Consider the following 18,592-nt stretch of genomic DNA (forward strand, 5'->3'; position numbering starts at 1 on the left):
CGTTGACGGAGAGACGATCATGAACGCTCGAAGTCCTGCATTGGCTATCGAAATCGATCGGCTGAAGCCGTTGCCGATCTATTTGCAAATATGCGAGCGATTCAGAACGGCGATCGCAGCCGGGCATTTGCGTCCGGGTGAGCGCGTGCCCGCGCTGCGCAATCTGTCGACGCAGTTGAGCACGGCCCGCGGCACCGTCGAGCTGGCCTATTCGATTCTCGTCGACGAGGGCTATCTGCAAATGCGCGGGGCCGCCGGCACGTTCGTATCGCCGTCGCTGCCGGCGTCGGTGGTGCACGGCGCAGTCGAAAATAAGGCGGGCAGCGCGAAGACGCGAGCCGCGCAACGCAGCCAGCCGACGCGATCCGAGGGCACGGTCACCGTTGCCATGAGTGGCGAGCCGCGGCCGTTGCAGCCGGGGCTGCCGGCGCTGGACGCGTTTCCGCGCAAAATATGGAGCCGGCTGGTTTCGCGTCGCGTGCGTAGCGGGGATCGCGCGATGCTCGGCTATCCCGATCCGATGGGCTACAGACCGCTGCGCGAACGCATTGCCACCTACCTCGGCTTGTCGCGCGGTGTCACGTGCCTGCCCGAGCAGGTGTTCATTACCGGCGGATATCGCGCGACGCTCGAACTCGTGCTGCGCAGTCTCGCGCAATCGAACGATCGCATGTGGTTCGAGGATCCCGGCTATCTGCTCGCGCGTAACTTCCTGACGGAGACCGGCGTGCAATTGACGCCCGTGCCCGTCGACGATGAAGGGATGGATATAGCGCGCGGCATCGAACTCGATCCCGACGCGCGCTTTGCGCTGGTCACGCCGTCGCATCAAAGCCCGCTCGGACAGGTCCTGTCGCTGACGAGACGCCTCGCGCTGCTGGACTGGGCGAAGAAGGGCGCGCGCTGGATTATCGAAGACGACTACGACAGCGAATTCCGCTACTCAGGCAGGCCGTTGCCGGCCCTGAAGAGCCTCGATCGGCACGATCGTGTGATCTACACCGGTACGTTTAGCAAGGTGTTGTTTCCCGGCCTGCGGCTCGCGTATGCGGTGGTTCCTGACCGTGCTGTCGAGCGCGTCGGGCGGGTGGCATGCTCCATGAACGCCGGGTCGCCCGCGCTATTGCAGGCTGCCGCGACGGACTTCATCGAGCAGGGACATTTCGCGCGGCATGTGAAGAAGATGCGTGCGTTATACGGGCAACGACGCGTGTTCATTGCCTATGCGCTGGAGCAGGCTTTCGGCAAGCGGTTGAACATCGATCTGCCACCCGGCGGCATCCAGTTCGCCGTGCGGTTCGCTGAAACCTCCAATGGCCCGGTCGACGATGTCGCTGTCGCCGCGCGAGCCCGCGAAGCGGGTCTCGGCGTGCTGCCGCTTTCGATCTGGTATGCGAACGCACGTATGCCGCGTACGCCGCGCGGGCTTGTCATGGGTTTTGCGAACATCACCGATGCGAGTGAAGCGGCTCGTCTTGCCCGGAAGTTGCGAAGCTGCCTGGATCGCTGACGGGGCCGTTTCGATGCCGACGCGAACAGCGCGACGCTGGTACATCGGTTGCTCAGACGAATAGCCTGCGGGACGGTGTCGTGCTGTTGCGATGCTCTCCAGCGGGTAATCTTTGAGAGGAACTCGGAATGAAAACACGTCATCTTGTCACGGCCGCGGCCGCCGTACTTGTTGTTGCGAGCGGCACCGCTCTCGCCCAGGAACAAAGCGCGCCGATGGCCGGCGCATCTCACACCACCGATTCGAGCATGGCGACGTATGGGCCGTCCACTTATCGCGGCTCGGACTATGGCGGCGCCGCCTACGGCGATAGCTCGGCCGGCGCCCGCAACTACGGCGAGTGGGCCAGAGCCCGCAACCCGGCGAACTGCCCGCCGGGACTTACGTGTAACGTTTATAAGGGATCCTGATCACTCCAGCGCGGCTGCCCGAGCAACGTGCGGCCGCCTAGAATTTCGCTAAGCAGGCGAGTCACGCGATCCGCGCGCATGGCTCGCCCGTTGCATTTCACGCGGCGATGCCATTCCGACACCGCCCCGAAAGTCCTGAGAAGCCGCTCAAACAATCTCCTTGCCGAGAAAGCGCGCGCGCATCGGCTTGAGCACCAGAATGGCGAGCACCGCTGTCACGATATCCAGCGTGATCCCGACGCTGAAAACCGGCACCCAGCTACCCGCGTGCTGATGCAGCAGCGCAGCCAGCGGCCCGCCGAAGATTGAGCCGATGCCCTGCGCGATATAGAGCCAGCCGTAGTTCTCGGTCGCGTGGCGCGTGCCGAAAGTATCGGTAAGCGTCGACGGAAACAGCGAGAAGATCTCGCCCCAGCCGAAGAAGACGACGCCCGAGAGCAGCACGAACAACACGGCGTTGTCGCGCGTCAGGAGCCACAACGCCATCGCGACACCTTCCAGCGCAAAGGCGAAAAACATCGTGTTTTCACGGCCGAATCTGTCCGATACCAGCCCGAAGAGCGGGCGCGTCAGACCGTTGGTGAAACGGTCGATGGTGAGCGCGAGCGGCAGCGCGGCCATGCCGAACACGACGACCTTCGTGATCCCGAAGTCCGCCGCGAAGGTCGCCATTTGCGACGTGACCATGAGGCCCGAGGTCGACATCATCGTCATCATGGCGAACATGAGCCAGAAGAGCGGCGACTTCATCATCTGCGAAGGGCGCAGATTTCGCACGTCCGATGCGGCCGTTGCCGATGCCTTCGAGGGCGTTGCGTCGCGCGGCACGCGCAAACCTTGCGATGCGACGAAGCCTACCACCGCGAACGCGATGCCGTAGAGCCAAAGCGTTGCGTCCAGTCCGCGCGCTGCCAGCGATGCCGAGATCGGGAACGTCGTCACGATCGCGCCCATGCCGTAGCCCGCGGCCACTGCGCCCGCTGCGAAGCCGCGCCGGTCGGGGAACCAGCGCACCATCAGGCCGACCACGCCGACATACACGATGCCGGTGCCGAGACCGCCCACGAGACCATAGGTGAGATAGAGCATCGGTGTGCTGGTCGCCATCGACGAAAGCACCCAGCTCAGGCCCGACATGACCGTGCCGAGCGAAATCAGGAGGCGCGGACCGAAGCGGTCGATGAGCTTGCCCTGAAACGGCGAGAAGAACGTCTGCAGGATGATGAGCAGCGAGAACGTGATTTGCAGTTCAGGCAGCGGCACGCCGAGCTTCGTCGACAGCGGTTTGGTGAGCAGCGTCCATACGTATTGCGGGCTGGAAATGGACATCATGCAGAGCAGGCCGAGGCCGAGCTGAACCCAGCGGTGATGCGTCGTGCTCGCGGGCGCGCCTGCTTCTTCGTGCAGTGTCTCGATGCGTGCGTTCATATGCGTTCCCCGAAAAATTTGCAGATAGAAAAGATGAGTCATGCCCTCCGGTCCCGACGAATGCGGTCCGAAAAGTGTTCTAGGCATTGCGGCTTATGGCTTACTAGCGCGCGCCCGTTCCGTGGATGCTCGGATCGTGACCGGCTCGTATTAGTCCATTAGGATGGCGAAAGATTTGCATATGCTTGGCTCGTCGCCTCGTCACAGGCGCGGAGCATTTCGACGTCGTGGTCGAGTGCACGCAGTGCGTCGGCGGTCTCCGACGGAAAGCGCTGCCGCACTCAGTTGGTTTGCGGCGAATTGCGCGTGCGCCAAAAGCATTGAAGATGTCCTTGTATGCAACGGGAGAAGACAATGCGAGATCCGTGCCAATCCTCGGTGGAAACCCTGAGAGCGCCTTCAAGCAAGGGCTCTTAGCCCGCCATCACTGATCCGTAGCGACACAGCGGGATGCCGTCATATGGTGCGCCGAGACCTTGCCGGTGCGCGCGTAAATGCGACGCGCCCCGACGCGGTGCGCGCGGCGAATGGCGTCGGTAATGGCCGAGTGTTCGTCGCTAAGTCTCTGCGACACTTTCCGCTCACGCGAGCGGGTTCGACGTAAAGCGCGCCGATGTGGCGCGTACACGGGCATTTGCTGCGCGGGCGCGTGCAGCGTACGCTATCGGCTTGGCGCGTCCATACCAGCTTCACGATGCGCCCGCTTCGCGAACGGGGGCGTGCGCCGCGCGACCCGCGAAGGCAGAGCGCTGCTCCAGCCTGAGCGCGTAGAGCTAATCCAAATGAAGCCGACGAAATTCGCCGTCACTGTGGTCTCGCCGCCGGGCTATGCGCATTCCGCCGCGTTTCACGAAGTGGCCGAGACGCTCCACTATGGGCTGCTGTCGATTGGTCAGGACAGCGTAATGACGACAGAAGGACGGCTCGACGGGCGGCGGCACATCGTGTTGGGATCGAACCTGCTGCCCCACCACGCACTGCCGCTTTCGCCCGACGCCATTCTCTATAACCTCGAACAGGTTCACGCGGGGTCGCCCTGGATCACGCCTGCGCTGCTCACGCTCTTGCGTCGTCATGTCGTGTGGGACTATAGCGTGGCGAACGCGCGCGCGTTTGCCGCGCTAGGCGTGCATGTCGATCGCGTGGTGCCCATCGGCTATGTCCCGGAACTCACGCGCATACGGTTTGCCGTACCGCGCGATATCGACGTGCTCTTCTGCGGCTCGCTTTGCGAGCGAAGGGCGCGCGTCATCGACAGAATGCGCGCGGCGGGCATCAAGGCGGTCGCGGCGTTCGGGCTCTATGGGCGCCCGCGCGACCGGCTAATCGCACGCGCGAAGCTGATGCTGAACGTGCACAGCCGCGCGGATAGCGTGCTGGAAATCGTGCGGCTTTCGTATCTGCTCGCCAACCGCTGCGCGGTGCTGAGTGAGCGATGCGCCGACGCGCTCGATGAAGCCCCGCTCGCGCAGGCGATCGCCTTCGCCGACTACGACGCGTTGAGCGCGCGCGCGGCCCAGCTTCTCTCGTCGCCCGCCGAGCGGGAGCGGCTCGCGCGCGAAGGCTTCGCGCAGATATGCTCGCGCCGCGCAGCCGACTATCTGCGCGAAGCGCTCGCATGAGCCGTCGCGCGGAGCGGCCTTAGTCACGAAGCGCATTGACACCACCTATCTGACGCATGCGTTGTCGGCCCGCAACGACCGGTCGTGCGTTTTGTCGGCGTTGGCCTCGTCGCGCGGCGGTCCCTTCATCCAGAACGCAAAAAGGTGCCCAATGGTCTGGTGGCAAACCGACCGACGCGCGACAATCGCTGCCACGGCGATAACCGTCCTGCCAACATGGTTGAATCCTTTCGGCTCGGCGAGCGCGTCGATGTGATGACAAAGGAGCAGTTCAATGCCCGATGTTTGGGACACAATGTTCGAAGGCGGCGGCGAGGTTCGCGCGTTGCTGCGCCAGTACGACTGGAGCGCGTCGCCGCTCGGGCATCCGTCGGAATGGCCGGCGCCGTTGGTTACCGCAGTCAGCATGGTGCTCAACTCGGCTTTCCCGATGTTCGTCGCCTGGGGCCCGGAGCTCGGCTTTCTCTATAACGATGCCTACGCGGTCATCATGGGCCGCAAGCACCCGGCCGCGCTCGGCGGCCGTTTCGAGCAGATCTGGGCGGAAATCTGGCCTGACATCGCGCCGATCATCGACGGCGCGATGTCGAACCGGTCTTCCTATTTCGAGGATCTGCCGCTTACCGTGATACGCCACGGTTACCCGGAGCAGAGCTTCTTCACCTTCTCGTACTCGCCGTTGCAGGACGATTCCGGGCGTGTCGGCGGGATGTACTGCACGGTCATCGAGACGACCGAACGCGTGCTCGCTGAACGGCGTGCCGCGTTCGAGCTCAAGGTGTCGGAGGCACTGCGCGCATTAACCTCGCCAGAGGACGTGGTCGCCCGAGCGAGCGCGCTCATCGGCGAGCAGTTGAAGCTCGCGCGGGTGATCTACGGGGAATGCGACGAAAGCGGTAAGAACTTCTTCGTGCCGCGCGACTGGACTGCGCCGCCGTTGCCGAGTCTCGCCGGAATGGGATTCGCCCTCGACGACTTCGGCCCGGCCATCATCGATCCGCTGCGTGCCGGCGAGGTCGTCACCGTCAGCGACAGCGGCACCGATCCGCGCACGGTCGACTTCGCGAACTCGTATGGACTGACCGGCATCCGCTCGTTCATCGCGGTGCCGCTCATTAAGGCGGGGCGTCTGGTTGCGTTTCTCGGCCTGCACCGGGCCGAACCGTATGAATGGACCGCTAGCGACATGCGGTTCGCGCGCGACATGGCCGAGCGCACGTGGTCGGCCGTCGAGGCAGCGCGCGCGCAGGCGGAACTGCGCGCCGAACGCGATCAAAGCCGCTACATCTTCGACACCATTCGCGAAGGCTTCATGCTGATGAACGCGTGTTCGATCGTCACTTACATGAATGCCGAGGGTCTGCGCATCTTGGGTCGCACGAAGGAGGAGGTGGTCGGGCGCGGCCACGCGCGACTGTGGCCCGAAGTGATCGCCACGGATCTGGCACGCCTCTATCAGCGGGTGATCGAAAGCGGCGAGGCCGGCGCGTCGGAATACTGTCACAGCCGTCCCGACGGCAACGTGGTCTGGGTCGAACTTCGCGCCTATCCGACCGGCGAAGGCGGGATCGCGTCGTTCTTTCGTGACATCACCGATCGCAAGATTGCGGAAGAGAAGCTCAAAGCGGCCGATCAGCGCAAAGACGAGTTCCTCGCCATGCTCGCGCATGAATTACGCAACCCGCTGGCGCCCATATCCGCGGCCGCGCAGCTATTGAAGATCAGCAAGCTGGACGAAGAACAGGTGCGCCGCAGCAGCGCCATCATCGCGCGCCAGGTCGCTCATATGACCGGACTCGTCGACGATCTGCTCGATGTGTCGCGCGTCACGCGTGGGCTCGTCACGCTGGCCCGAGCGCCGGTCGACGCGCGGCTCGTGATAGAGGAAGCCATCGAGCAGGTTCGCCCGCTGACGCAGGCGCGCGCGCAGCGCCTGGCGGTGCGCCTGCCCTCGCACGAGGCGACAGTACTGGGCGATAAGGCGCGGCTCGTACAGGTCGCGGCCAACCTGCTTCATAACGCGTCGAAATTCACGCCCATCGGGGGCGGCATCGAAATAAGCCTCGACATAGACGGCGACCAACTCGCGCTGACGGTGCGCGACGACGGCATCGGCATGGAGGCGGAACTGACGGCGCGCGCGTTCGACTTGTTCACGCAAGCCGAGCGCTCGTCCGACCGCTCTTTGGGCGGCCTGGGCCTCGGGCTCGCTCTGGTCAAGCATCTGGTTGAACTGCACGGCGGGACGGTGGATTTCTTCAGCGCGGGACTCGATGCGGGAAGTACGTTCGTGGTCAGGCTGCCGTTGATGCAGGCGCAGCCGGCGGCAGCCGAGCGACAAGCGGAACAAACGGACTGGGCGCCCAATGAGCGCCTCAAGCTGCTGATCGTCGACGACAATGTGGACGCGGCCGAAGCACTCGGTACGCTGCTCGCGTCGTGCGGACACGACGTCATCGTCGAACATGAAGCGCGGCGGGCGCTGGAGCGCGCGTCGCAGGAGCGTCCCGACGCCTGTCTGCTCGACATCGGCCTGCCGGGCATGGACGGCAACGAGCTTGCGCGGCGCCTGCGCGAGCGCCCGGAGACGGCCGATGCGACGTTGATCGCGGTGACCGGGTACGGGCAAGCGGAAGATCGTCACCGCAGCACGCAGGCCGGGTTCGATCACCATCTGGTCAAGCCGATCGTCATGGAGCAACTGGCGGCGCTGCTCGCGGGCATCGGCGCGAGAACCGATGATTGAGCCCGCATGCGCTGCATGCCTTTACCGCCGCGCTTGCATGGCACGTCGCGGACGCGTCTGAATGCAGCGCGCGGTAGCCTGTCGCTTGCGCGACCCGTTACGCTGTCAGGCAGCCTTTGCGGACCAGCAAAAAGCTAAAGCTTCCAGAAGCCCTGCCGTAAATTGAATGACACGTCATCGGCGCCGAGCCGGATCAATACAAGCGCGCGCCGAAAGCAGTCTTTACCGGCCTTTTTCTCAACTCTATAGAGAAGATACAGCGATGTCCGTTGCATTGGACTCACGTCATAGCGAATGGCATGAAGCGCCCGGTACGTTGGCGCGCTTTCTCGGCGATGCCATTGCAGCGGAGTGGCGACACCTGCGGCCCGGAAGCGCGACGCCAGAACGCTTTCCGTGGTCGCCCGAACTCAGTATGGGCGAAGACGGCCTCGGTCTCGATTCCATCGAACGGCTTTCCATTGCCACGTCAGTCGCGGAACTGACTCAGCTGCACGAGAGCGGACTCGACGATGCGCTCTTGGCCCAGCGCAGCTTCGGCGACTGGCTGAGCGTCGTCGCCAGAGGATTGAAGCAGTACAGCGCCCAACTGGTTTTCCGAACCTCCGGATCGACGGGCAAACCGAAAACATGCGTCCACGCATTAGCCGACCTCGAGCGCGAGGCTGAACACGTCTCCGGAATCTTCGCCGGAACGCGCCGCGTCCTCGCGGCCGTGCCAGCGCATCACATCTACGGCTTTCTCTTCACCGTGCTCTTGCCATTGAGTTTAGGTGGCATCGAGGTCATCGACGTTCGGCACGTCACGCCGTCTGCATTGCCGCGCATGATGGCATCGGGCGATCTATTGGTCAGTCATCCGGCGCATCTGGCGCTGCTTGCTCGCTTCGCAGGCTCGATTCCTCGTGGCGTAGCGGCGTTGACATCGACTGCTCCTTGCCCGCCGCAACTCGCGCAAGCCCTGATTGCCGAGGGGACGTTCGATCGCGTGCTGGAGATCTATGGAAGCTCCGAAACGGCTGGCGTCGGTGTGCGCGAGCTTCCTGCGCCGGCTTTTCAGTTGATGCCATTCTGGACGCGAGACGCCGCGGACGCCACTCGACTCATTCGCGTTGCTGAAGACGGTCGCGAAAGAAGCGTCGCGCTGCAAGACCGTGTGCAATGGATGACCGAGGACAGCTTCATCGTTCGTGGTCGAATGGACGACGCCGTGCAGGTGGCCGGCACTAACGTCTTCCCGGCGCGGGTGCGTGAAGTGTTGTTGCAGCATCCTCACGTCGCTGATGCCGCCGTCCGTTTGATGGACCCGAGCGAGGGTGCTCGATTGAAGGCATTCGTTGTTCCGGCAGCGGGTGTCGACATTGAACGGCTCTCGATCGAACTCGACCGATGGACACTGGCGCGACTGTCCGCTCCGGAACGGCCTAAAGGTTTCACGTTCGGTGAACGACTTCCTGTCAGCGACTGCGGCAAGCTCTCTGACTGGCGCGTGTAGGCCCCAACACGCGAACGCACCGCAGCCCGATTGTCGCCCACGATAAAGTATTCGAGCTTGCTGCCGTTATAGCGTGCGAATGACGATCCCTTCACGCGGAGAGAAGAATAATGATTGGCCAGTCTACTTTCAAGCATACGTTCGATTCAGTGTTATTCGACGACCTCGTCGCAGCCGGTGAGCCCGAGCTCGACGAACTCGAATTCGGAGTGATCGGATTCGACGCGACTTACGCCGTGACTCACTACAACGCTCTGGAATCATCGAGCGCGGGACTGAGCGCCACTCGCGTCCTCGGCAGACATCTGTTCGAAGAAGTCGCGCCGTGCATGAACAACTTCATGGTGGCGCAACGGTTCGAGGACGAAGCCGAACTCGACGAAGTGCTGCCGTACGTTTTGACGCTGCGCATGAGGCCGACGCCCGTGCAACTGAGGCTCATGAAGTCCAGCCGCAGCGAAACCCGCTTTCTTCTCGTGCAACGTCAGACCGGCAAGTGAACGTCATGACCACCGTGGAAGGCGCATTGGAAGCGGAGCACGAGGCGCTGCTGTCGTTCATGTATATGTCACCCATCGGCATCGTCCGGAGTGGCTTGAATGGCGATGTGGACATGCTCAATCCAGTCGCGGTCCAGTTGCTCATGCCGCTTGCCGGGCGCATGGGCGTCGGCAATGTGTTCGAGAGTCTGACCAACGTCGCGCCGGAGTTGCGCAACCTCGTGTCGAGCTTTCCGGCGGAGCGGGGTCGGGTTTGCGAGGGCCATCGAATCGTGATCGCGCCCAGTGCCGATCGCCCGATGGTCCTGTCATGCAACATCATCAAGGTCAACAGCAGTACGTTGATGATGACGCTCTCCGACATCTCGCGTCAGGTCGAGGCCGAACGACGCGCGAGACAGCATGAGTCATGGCTCGCGGGCATCTATACGAGCGTCAACGATTTCGCCTTTTTCACGCTCGATGCCGCTGGCCGCATCGACAGCTGGAATGCTTCCGTCGAGCAACTCACGGGCTTCGGCGCGGAAGAAGTGCTTGGCCATACGCTGGACCTCTTTTACGCGCCCGAGGCTGTGGATCCGTATTGCAGCCCCGAGCATATTTCGCTGACGCGCGAGGAGGGCTGGCATATTCAGGAGCGTTGGTGCGAAAGCAAGCAGGGCCGCCGCTATGCCGCGCAAATCCTGGTCGCCGTCTTGCGAGAAGATGATGCGGACATCGCAGGATATTCGGTCGTCGTACGCGACGTCTCCGAACGCAAGATTTCGAGCGACGAACTCACTCGCCTTCTCACCACCGATCATCTCACCGGCGCGGTCAATCGCGCGCATTTCTTCAAACTCGCGGAGAAGGAGCTGGCGAGAACGAGGCGACTGGGCAAAGAGTTGTCTGTCGTGATGATCGATGCCGACCATTTCAAGCGAATCAACGACACCGCCGGGCATCAAGCGGGAGACCTCGTTCTGACGCAGATCGTTCAGAAGGCGAAGGCGCATTTGCGGTCCATCGACCTGCTGGCCCGACTCGGCGGCGAAGAGTTTTGCCTGATGCTTCCGGGAACGTCTCGTGAAGAGGCGCTCGTCATCGCGGAACGCGTGCGCGCAACGATCGCGGACACCGAGATCGATACAGGCGCCGGCCCGATACGGGTGACGGTCAGCGCGGGCATTGCCTCGTTATCCGATGCGACGTCTTGCGTGACCGATTTGCTGGCCGCAGCCGACAAGGCACTGTATGCCGCCAAGGCAGCCGGTCGGAATCGCGTGGAACTCGGTTGAGGGCAGGCACTCTTTGTGCGCTTACTTTGCGCAATCGTCCCTGGCATGTCTGTTTGGTCGTCGAGGAACCTAAGAAGCTCGACGCATGAGAATGAGTGAAAATCGATGCAACGGCGTAGCGATGTCACGCCACGGATCCCAGGATAGCGTCACAACGCGCGGCGCGACAAGCGAGGAAGCGCTCTGCGAGCAGCACGTGGAAGAGGCTGTCGAGTCTTCGGCCGACTCGGTGTCCGCGAACGAAGCATTGATGGAGTTTCTCTATCGGGCGCCGATAGGGCTTCTTCAAATCTCGGCACTCGGGGTGATCGAGATGATCAACCCGATGTCGGCCCGCTTGCTGATGCCGCTGTCGCCGGATGGCAACCTCGTCAACCTGTTCGACGTGCTGGAGACGATCGCGCCGCAATTCCGGCGAATGGTCCAGGAATACGAGGCGCCTGCCGGACCGGTTTGCGATGCGGTACGCATCACGGTTCCGCATTCTTCCAGAAGCACGATTGCCCCTCAGGTCTTGTCGATCAGCTTGCTCAAGCTCGACCGTAACCACCTGATGGCCATGGTGAGCGACGTAACGCTGGAATCGCAGCGCGAGCAGTCCATTCTGGACAAGAAGCTCGGCGAGGCCGCGCGCCGGGACAAGCTGACCATGATGCCGAACCGCACGTCGATCTGCGAGTTCATTCAGGGTGGCATGCACCATCGAAATCCGGATGAGCGCCGCAATTTCAGTGTGCTATTCATCAATTGCGATCGCTTCAAGCAGATCAACGATTCTCTCGGCCACTCCACGGGCGACGAAGTATTGGCGGAGGTCGCCAATCGATTGATGACGACACTGGGTCTGCCCGATTCGCAGAACGGCCAACATGACAGCGGCCTGCTGGCGGGTCGGCTCGGGGGCGATGAGTTCGTCGTGGTGATCGGCGAGCCGCGATCCGAATCGGACGTTCTCTCGCTTGCGGATCGGCTACTCAGTGTGTTGAGCGAACCATACCGGATCGCTGGCCAACAACTGCACCTTAGCGTGAGCATCGGGATCGTCCACTCGACCACGTCGAACGCGCACCCCGACGCGATACTTCAGGACGCGAGCATCGCGATGGTGGAGGCCAAACGTCGCGGCGGAGCGCGGCATGTGAGTTTCGAACCTTCCATGCACGAGCGCGCTGCGCGTCGGGCGCAGATGGAAAATGATTTGCGTCGTGCGATCGGAAATCAGGAGCTCTTCGTCGTCTATCAACCGGTCGTCATGCTTGCGCCGACTGCGGACCGCTGGTCGTTCCCGCCGCATGCCGCCGCTGTCGAAGCACTGGTGCGGTGGCGTCACCCGGTAAGAGGCGTCGTGCCGCCGGTCGAATTCATCGGCGTCGCGGAGGAATGCGGCCTGATCGGCGCATTGGGCGAATACGTGCTGGATACCGCGTGCCGCCAGTTCGTCGCATGGAAAAGAGAGTTGGGGCGCCTGGCCCCGCGTCTTCTGGCGGTCAATCTCTCTCGCGCCCAACTGACGGACGAAGGATTCGTCGCCTACGTTTCGCGTACGCTGCGAGACAGCGGCATGAATCCCGGCGAGCTGCAACTGGAAGTAACCGAGAGCCTCGCCGCGCAGGATGAAACCGTGCAGGCCACGTTGCAACAACTCAAGTCGCTTGGATTGACCCTGGCGCTCGACGACTTCGGCACCGGTTATTCCTCGCTTTCGAGCCTGCACCAGCTACCCGTGGCTACGGTGAAGATTGATCGATCCTTTGTCAGCCAGGCAGTGCAGAGCGCGCATCATCGCGTGCTGATCGAAGCAACGGTGCGCGTGGCGGCGAGCCTGAACATGAGCACCGTTGCGGAAGGAGTCGAAACCGAGGCGCAGGCATCCGTGGTCCGCTCGCTCGGCTGCGAGAAAGGGCAGGGCTATCTGTTCAGCAAGCCGATCGTGTCGGAGGATCTCGTCAGTTGGCTGAAGAGCAATGACGCGTGACGCGACACGTTGATCGCCAGTGGCTTCTCCTCGCGCCCACTCTGTACTCACTGCTTCAATAAGCGCTTGTCACGCCTCTCTGGCGATGCTTTGCTTCTCGCCCGCTTAACGCCTAAAACAGGAATTGTCGGGCGATGTGATGCCCGCCAGTTCAACCGCAGGGGAGGCGCAAGTGAGCTATCAACTGATGGGAAGCATCCTCGAAGTGTGCGAGTGCAAGATCCTGTGCCCGTGCTGGGTCGGCGAAGATCCGGACAGCGGCACGTGCCGTAGCGCGCTCGCCTATCACTATGACAGGGGCGTGATCGACGGCGTCGATGTCTCCGGCAGGACGGTCGCGTTCGCCGCGTTCATTCCCGGCAACGTGCTGAAAGGCGGCTGGCGCGTCGCGATGTTCATCGACGATCAGGCGAGCGACGCTCAGTTCGATGCGCTTGCGAGCGTGCACCGTGGCGAGCGCGGCGGACCGCTCGCGGACATCGTGAAGCTCATCGGCGAGATGGTGTCGGTACAACGCGCGCCGATCGAGTACGCGGTGGCCGAAGGCCGGGGCAGAATGAAAGTCGGGGACGTGGTGGAAGCCGACATGGAGCCTTATCGCGGTCCGACCGGCGAGCCGACTCAACTTGTCGAGAGCATCTTTTCGACGATACCGGGGTCGCCCGCCTTCGTCGCCAAGGCGAGTTCGTTCCGCCTGCGGTACGACGCGCTCGACCTCGATCTGAACTTGAGCGGACACAACGCCATTCAAGGATCGTTCAGCTTCTCGTCATGAAAACGCAGCCGCGCGCGCGGCTTTTCGCGCCGCTTTTCATCGCGTTGACGGCGAGCGCGTGGATCGTGCTCTGGATTTGGGACGCCGGGCCGTACGCGCGCTACCTGCACCTGGCGGACTGGAGCGACCTCGCGGGCATCGGCGCGTTGTGCCGCGCGCTGCCCGGCGCGAGCGCGGCGCTTGCGGCAATGCTCTACAGCGCCGCATGGCTCGTGATGATCGCCGCGATGATGCTGCCGACCGCCTTCCCGCTCTTCGACGCTTTCGCGCGCATGACCGTTGCGCGTGAAGACAGGCGCGCGCTGATTGCCTTGCTGATCGCCGGTTATGCGGCCGCGTGGGCGATCTTCGGTCTGCTCGCGCACGGCTTCGACGCGGCGCTTCATGCGCTCGTGGCACGGTCGCCGGCGATGTTCGCGCACGCCTGGCTCGTCGGGGCGGCGATTGCCGCCGTCGCGGGGCTCTATCAGTTCAGCGGGCTCAAAGAGCGGTGTCTCGACAAATGTCGCTCGCCGCTCATGTTCATCGCCGGGCACTGGCGCGGCCGGAGCGCGCGCCGCGAGAGCTTCATGCTGGGCGCGAGTCACGGCGTCTTCTGTGTCGGCTGTTGCTGGGCGCTGATGCTGGTGATGTTCGCAATCGGGACCGCGAGCGTCGGATGGATGCTGGCGCTCGGCGCGATCATGGCCGCGGAGAAGAACCTTCGCGCGGGCAGGCGCATTGGCAAGCCGCTCGGCGTCGCGCTCATCGCGTGGTCCGCGTGGCTCGTCGTGCAGCACGCGATCATCGCATGAGGTGGTAGCGGCTTCACACGCGAGTTGACCGGCGCAGGCGGGGAGCCGGTGCATGGGAAAGTCGATCAAATTGCTCTAATCACCGACAATCACGCAAGCCATCCCTATTCTCGCGTTGAAAGGACCGTCAATGCATGTTCGCCAGCTCACTCCATCCGACGCGTCATCATTCGTCTCTCTGCGGCTTGCCGGACTGAAGGAGTGTCCTGCCTCATTCGCTTCCAGCTATGAAGAGGAAGCGAGTCGCTCGCTGCATGAGGTCGAGAAGCAACTCGCAGCGGAGCGAGGCCAAAGCGTATTCGGCTCCTTCGATGGAACCCGCCTGGTCGGCGTCGCGGGCCTCGGACGCGAGCACCCGCGAAAGCTGAGTCACAAGGCGTTTGTCTGGGGCGTCTATGTCGCGCCGGACATGAGAGGCCGAAGCATCAGCAGAGCGCTCATTGTCGAACTCATCGAGTTCGCGCGGCTTACGCCTGACACCACGCAAATCAACCTCACCGTTAACGCGAACAACGAGTTCGCCATCCGGCTATACGAGTCATTGGGCTTCGAACCCTTCGGACTAGAGCGAAACTCGTTGTTGGTTGACGGATGCTTTCACGACGAGATGCACATGTCGCTGAAAATCGATCGCCGGACCGCGTCGTAGGACGCCAGGATGAAGCGGCAATCGCGCATCGACTTCAATCGCGAAGCCTAGGCAGCCGCTTCCTCACCGACCTGTAACGCGCCGAACCTCTCGGACACCTTTTGAGCGAGGTCGATGAGTCGATAGCTGATCCGGTTCGGCTCGATCATCGTTACGATTTGGTACGTGCCGCCCGTTTCAGGGTCGAAGGCTCGCGAAATCTGCGTGGCGTCGGTCGGCCCCGACATGGTCAGCACAGCGTCTACCGCAAACGCGAGCGTGAGCCCGTCGACCACGACCACCAGCGCCTGCGGCGGCTCAGAACGCTCGATGTCGCTGCCCGCCGCCAAGTTTAGGTTCACGAGCTCGACGAAGTCATTGCGCCAGTCGATCAGTCCAAGGCTCGCCGGGTCTACGCCGCCGCGCACTTCGACCTTGGGATTCGTCACGATCCCGGCCACGTGTTCGATGTTCGTCGCGTAAGGACGTCCCGCCACCGAGAAGACAATGTAGGAACCGGTATAGGCCGCTGCCGCGTTCACCGTGGCCGAAGTCTTCTGCGTAGCTGCGGTGCGCGGTAGATGCATCAGGCGTCCGCTGCTGGAAAGCGCTTCCGGGTTCAGAACCAGCGCCGTTCTGCTTTGAGAGGTACCGATAGCGCCGAAGAAGAAGCCGGGTTCGGCAAAGGCAACGGGCGACACCGGCCGTATGTCCTTCGGCGCCAGCAGTACCAGTTCTGAAAGCTCATCAACGGCGAAACCGGTCACGCGGTCACCGTGTGCGAGGACGAGCAGATACTTGCCTTGCCCCGTTTCGCGCTGGGGAAGGCCCAATACCGCAGGAAGGTCCATCACGGCGAGGTCCGCCCCCAACCAGTGCGCGACACCCAGAAATGTGGTGTTGCCCGGACTCGGCTGCTGAAGCTCGGGCATGGGAATGACACATCGGACGGCGAGCGCGTCGACGCCGAGCAGGTGCTCGCCGCAACGTACGATCGCGTGCTGTCTACGTCGCGACTTCTCATCCTCGTTCGAGCTAGCTCGTGGGCTTCCAGAGTCGCGCGGCCGAACCGCCTTACGAGCAGCCCTTCCCGCCGTTGCTTCGTACAACGTATGAATGTTCGAAATTCCGATGAGGGACGACGGGTCTCCGAGCGCGGCCAACACAGGAAAGAGGCCCGCTGCGGATTCATGGTCTGGCGCGAGCGTAATCAGGCTATCTCGGTCGATTGCTTCGGTTTTGCCGACTGCATCGACTTCTATACCGAACACGGCGTCGCCCTGGCGCAGAACGATGACGTGTCTCGCTGGCTCGTGCGCGGTCTCATCGGGGCAGATAAGTGCGTAGGTATCGAGCGTGGCAACGGCGTCGCCGCGCAGCAGGAAATATCCCTTCATGCTGGCCGGCTGACCCGGAATCTGCTGGTAGGCGCAAGGCGCTTCCACCGCCTCCACGATGTGCTCGACCGGGATCCCGAAGCGGATCGAGCCGACCTGCACGACGCCGACAACAAGGGCTGACGAATCCATCATTGCGTCTGGCGGGACAGCGCGGCCACGGTGGAAGATGAACGAACCGCCGCTTCGCCGCCCGTTACCAGCGTAAGCTCGCGCAACAGTTCGGAAACGGTACGCGTGGCGGTTGCCTGCTTCTCGGTTACCTGATGGATTCCGGCGATGGTCTCGGTCGTACGGTTCACGCCGGCGCGAATACGGTCGAAGCCGTTGGCTGCGCGTCCCGACGTTTCGCTCCCGGTCTTGATGCGATGCACGGACTCGTCGATGTGGCGACGAATCTCGTTGGTCGCCTGCGAACAACGCTCGGCCAGCCGACGCACTTCGCTCGCGACGACGGAAAAGCCCAGTCCATGCTCGCCTGCGCGCGCCGCTTCGATGGCTGCGTTGAAGGCGAGCATGTTGGTCTGCGTGGCGATCTCGCTGATGACCTTCACCACTTCGCTGATACCGGCGGAGGACTGCTCGATCTCCTTGATCGCCGACATCGATTCAGCCAGCGTACGGCCGCCCGTATCCGCCTCGGCCTGCGTTTCGGTCGCGACTGCCGTTGCCTCGCGCGTGCGCGTGGCGATGCCGTCGATGGACTGGGACAGCTCGTCGATCTTCTCGCTCATGGCGATCAGACTGGCCTGCATCCGGCGCTCGCGCTCCACTTGCGCGGTGATGTCGCTCGCATACTTCACGATCTTGTAGGGCCGTCCGGACTCGTCGAGCACGGGGTTGTACGTAGCCTGAAGCCACACGCGGTATCCGTGCTTGGAGACGCGCTCGAAGCGCCCGGCATGATAGTCGCCGCGGCTCAGTCGCGCCCAGAAGTCGCGGTATTCGGCCGTCGCAGTCGTTTCGGGATCGCAGAACATCCGGTGATGCTTGCCGACGATCTCGCGCAGCGTATAGCCGATCGCATCCGTGAAGTTCTGATTGGCGGCCAGAACGTTGCCTTCGAGGTCGAACTCGATCACCGCATTCGCGCGGTCGATGGCGGCCAGCCGGCCATCTCGTTCAGCGACGCCGCGTTTGAACTCGGTGATGTCGGAGGCGAACTTCACGATCTTGATGAGCCGGCCGTCCGCGCTATAGATCGGGTTGTACGTCGCCTGAATCCACACCTCGCGGCCGCCCTTCGCGATGCGCTTGTACTGCCCAGCGTCATACTCGCCGCGCCCGAGCTTTTCCCAGAACGAGCGATAAGCGTCCGTATTGAGGTACGACGGCTCGCAGAACATCCGGTGATGCTGGCCCTTCACTTCTTCGAGGCTGTAGCCCATCAGATGAAGGAACAGGTCGTTCGCCGCAAGGACGTGGCCATGCAGATCAAACTCGATGACAGCTTGAGCGCGCTCCATCGCCCGCACCTTGCCGGCGTGATCGTCGGCGAGCGTGCGCGCGCCGGTAATGTCGGTGGCGACCTTCACGATCTTCTGGACATTGCCGCTTTCGTCGAGGACAGGCGTGTACGAGCCGTGAATCCAGACTTCCGAGCGCGTCTTGTTCAGGCGTCTGAACTCGCCGCTCGCTTCGCGTCCGGACGCGAGCATGATCCAGAAGTCCTGGTATGCCTGACTGTTGGCGTATGCGGCGTCGCAGAAGATGCGGTGGTGGGATCCGACCACCTCATCGGCCCGGTAGCCCATCAACGTCAGGAAGTTGGCATTCGCGCGCAGAATCACGCCGTCGGGCGAGAATTCGACGACGGCTCGCTCTTTCTCTGTGGTGGCCCACAAGGAGCGCAATTCCGCGAGGGGCTTCTGACCGGCTGCTGCCGCGTTCGACGCGCATACGGTGAGGGAGGGTTCGGCGTTCGTGTTCATGGTTCGAGTCTTTCCAGAGCGTGCTCGATGGCTGTCAGGGCTTAGGCGGGTCTTAGGCTCTTGTTAGCGGCACCATGACGGCCGATCTTTAGCCGTATCGCGGA

The 18,592-nt window shown here is 62.9% G+C and carries 14 protein-coding genes; 11 read left to right on the forward strand and 3 right to left on the reverse strand.

Annotation, left to right across the window (positions count from 1 at the left end; genetic code table 11):
• Window positions 1-19: 19 nt before the first annotated feature.
• Together pdxR and NCR34_RS24870 are read left to right on the forward strand one after the other, a co-directional pair.
• Window positions 20-1,510 (forward strand): MocR-like pyridoxine biosynthesis transcription factor PdxR, encoded by a 1,491-nt coding sequence (pdxR, locus tag NCR34_RS24865; RefSeq protein ID WP_248323819.1) that lies wholly within the window; start codon window positions 20-22, stop codon window positions 1,508-1,510.
• Between the two features lie 128 nt (window positions 1,511-1,638).
• Window positions 1,639-1,920 (forward strand): hypothetical protein, encoded by a 282-nt coding sequence (locus tag NCR34_RS24870; protein WP_248323820.1) that lies wholly within the window; start codon window positions 1,639-1,641, stop codon window positions 1,918-1,920.
• A 147-nt stretch (window positions 1,921-2,067) separates the two neighbouring features.
• Here the strand turns inward: NCR34_RS24870 and oxlT are convergent, their stop codons facing one another.
• Window positions 2,068-3,348: an oxalate/formate MFS antiporter gene (gene oxlT / locus NCR34_RS24875; RefSeq protein WP_248323821.1), complete on the reverse strand. Its 1,281-nt coding sequence runs from the start codon at window positions 3,346-3,348 to the stop codon at window positions 2,068-2,070.
• A 782-nt stretch (window positions 3,349-4,130) separates the two neighbouring features.
• Here oxlT and NCR34_RS24880 point away from each other — a divergent pair.
• The 9 genes from NCR34_RS24880 (at window position 4,131) to NCR34_RS24920 (ending at window position 15,181) form a co-directional block, all read left to right on the forward strand.
• Window positions 4,131-4,970: a glycosyltransferase gene (locus NCR34_RS24880; RefSeq protein ID WP_248323822.1), complete on the forward strand. Its 840-nt coding sequence runs from the start codon at window positions 4,131-4,133 to the stop codon at window positions 4,968-4,970.
• A 274-nt stretch (window positions 4,971-5,244) separates the two neighbouring features.
• Window positions 5,245-7,716, forward strand: coding sequence for an ATP-binding protein (locus tag NCR34_RS24885; protein ID WP_250501224.1), 2,472 nt, complete (start codon window positions 5,245-5,247; stop codon window positions 7,714-7,716).
• Window positions 7,717-7,978: 262 nt separating this feature from the next.
• Complete coding sequence (locus tag NCR34_RS24890) at window positions 7,979-9,211, forward strand: AMP-binding protein (RefSeq protein WP_248323824.1); 1,233 nt, start codon at window positions 7,979-7,981, stop codon at window positions 9,209-9,211.
• A gap of 110 nt (window positions 9,212-9,321) precedes the next feature.
• Window positions 9,322-9,711: a phosphonate transporter gene (locus NCR34_RS24895; RefSeq protein ID WP_248323825.1), complete on the forward strand. Its 390-nt coding sequence runs from the start codon at window positions 9,322-9,324 to the stop codon at window positions 9,709-9,711.
• 347 nt (window positions 9,712-10,058) lie between these two features.
• Window positions 10,059-10,988, forward strand: a complete 930-nt coding sequence (locus tag NCR34_RS24900) for a GGDEF domain-containing protein (protein ID WP_248324230.1) — start codon at window positions 10,059-10,061, stop codon at window positions 10,986-10,988.
• Window positions 10,989-11,073: 85 nt separating this feature from the next.
• Window positions 11,074-12,963 (forward strand): putative bifunctional diguanylate cyclase/phosphodiesterase, encoded by a 1,890-nt coding sequence (locus NCR34_RS24905; RefSeq protein WP_248323826.1) that lies wholly within the window; start codon window positions 11,074-11,076, stop codon window positions 12,961-12,963.
• Between the two features lie 172 nt (window positions 12,964-13,135).
• On the forward strand, window positions 13,136-13,738 hold the full coding sequence (locus tag NCR34_RS24910; protein ID WP_248323827.1) for a DUF1326 domain-containing protein: 603 nt from the start codon (window positions 13,136-13,138) through the stop codon (window positions 13,736-13,738).
• The gene (locus tag NCR34_RS24915) at window positions 13,735-14,532 is read left to right on the forward strand and encodes a DUF2182 domain-containing protein (protein WP_248323828.1); all 798 of its coding nucleotides are present in this window, start codon (window positions 13,735-13,737) and stop codon (window positions 14,530-14,532) included. The genes NCR34_RS24910 and NCR34_RS24915 overlap by 4 nt, the downstream gene beginning before the upstream one ends.
• 130 nt (window positions 14,533-14,662) lie before the next feature.
• Window positions 14,663-15,181 (forward strand): GNAT family N-acetyltransferase, encoded by a 519-nt coding sequence (locus NCR34_RS24920; protein ID WP_248323829.1) that lies wholly within the window; start codon window positions 14,663-14,665, stop codon window positions 15,179-15,181.
• Between the two features lie 47 nt (window positions 15,182-15,228).
• Here the strand turns inward: NCR34_RS24920 and NCR34_RS24925 are convergent, their stop codons facing one another.
• Complete coding sequence (locus NCR34_RS24925; protein ID WP_250501225.1) at window positions 15,229-16,689, reverse strand: chemotaxis protein CheW; 1,461 nt, start codon at window positions 16,687-16,689, stop codon at window positions 15,229-15,231.
• Window positions 16,689-18,488, reverse strand: a complete 1,800-nt coding sequence (locus NCR34_RS24930; protein WP_248323831.1) for a methyl-accepting chemotaxis protein — start codon at window positions 18,486-18,488, stop codon at window positions 16,689-16,691. The genes NCR34_RS24925 and NCR34_RS24930 overlap by 1 nt, the downstream gene beginning before the upstream one ends.
• Between the last annotated feature and the right edge of the window lie 104 nt (window positions 18,489-18,592).

Source organism: Caballeronia sp. GAWG1-5s-s, assembly GCF_023631445.1.
Classification (GTDB): domain Bacteria; phylum Pseudomonadota; class Gammaproteobacteria; order Burkholderiales; family Burkholderiaceae; genus Caballeronia.

What these genes read in the sequence shown, in the direction of transcription:
- pdxR (WP_248323819.1), top strand. Translation starts at nt 20, where the DNA reads ATGAACGCTCGAAGTCCTGCATTGGCTATCGAAATCGATCGGCTGAAG.
- NCR34_RS24915 (WP_248323828.1), top strand. Translation starts at nt 13,735, where the DNA reads ATGAAAACGCAGCCGCGCGCGCGGCTTTTCGCGCCGCTTTTCATCGCG.
- NCR34_RS24925 (WP_250501225.1), bottom strand. Translation starts at nt 16,689, where the DNA reads ATGGATTCGTCAGCCCTTGTTGTCGGCGTCGTGCAGGTCGGCTCGATC.
- NCR34_RS24885 (WP_250501224.1), top strand. Translation starts at nt 5,245, where the DNA reads ATGCCCGATGTTTGGGACACAATGTTCGAAGGCGGCGGCGAGGTTCGC.
- oxlT (WP_248323821.1), bottom strand. Translation starts at nt 3,348, where the DNA reads ATGAACGCACGCATCGAGACACTGCACGAAGAAGCAGGCGCGCCCGCG.
- NCR34_RS24895 (WP_248323825.1), top strand. Translation starts at nt 9,322, where the DNA reads ATGATTGGCCAGTCTACTTTCAAGCATACGTTCGATTCAGTGTTATTC.
- NCR34_RS24930 (WP_248323831.1), bottom strand. Translation starts at nt 18,488, where the DNA reads ATGAACACGAACGCCGAACCCTCCCTCACCGTATGCGCGTCGAACGCG.
- NCR34_RS24900 (WP_248324230.1), top strand. Translation starts at nt 10,059, where the DNA reads ATGACGCTCTCCGACATCTCGCGTCAGGTCGAGGCCGAACGACGCGCG.
- NCR34_RS24905 (WP_248323826.1), top strand. Translation starts at nt 11,074, where the DNA reads ATGAGAATGAGTGAAAATCGATGCAACGGCGTAGCGATGTCACGCCAC.
- NCR34_RS24890 (WP_248323824.1), top strand. Translation starts at nt 7,979, where the DNA reads ATGTCCGTTGCATTGGACTCACGTCATAGCGAATGGCATGAAGCGCCC.
- NCR34_RS24920 (WP_248323829.1), top strand. Translation starts at nt 14,663, where the DNA reads ATGCATGTTCGCCAGCTCACTCCATCCGACGCGTCATCATTCGTCTCT.
- NCR34_RS24870 (WP_248323820.1), top strand. Translation starts at nt 1,639, where the DNA reads ATGAAAACACGTCATCTTGTCACGGCCGCGGCCGCCGTACTTGTTGTT.
- NCR34_RS24880 (WP_248323822.1), top strand. Translation starts at nt 4,131, where the DNA reads ATGAAGCCGACGAAATTCGCCGTCACTGTGGTCTCGCCGCCGGGCTAT.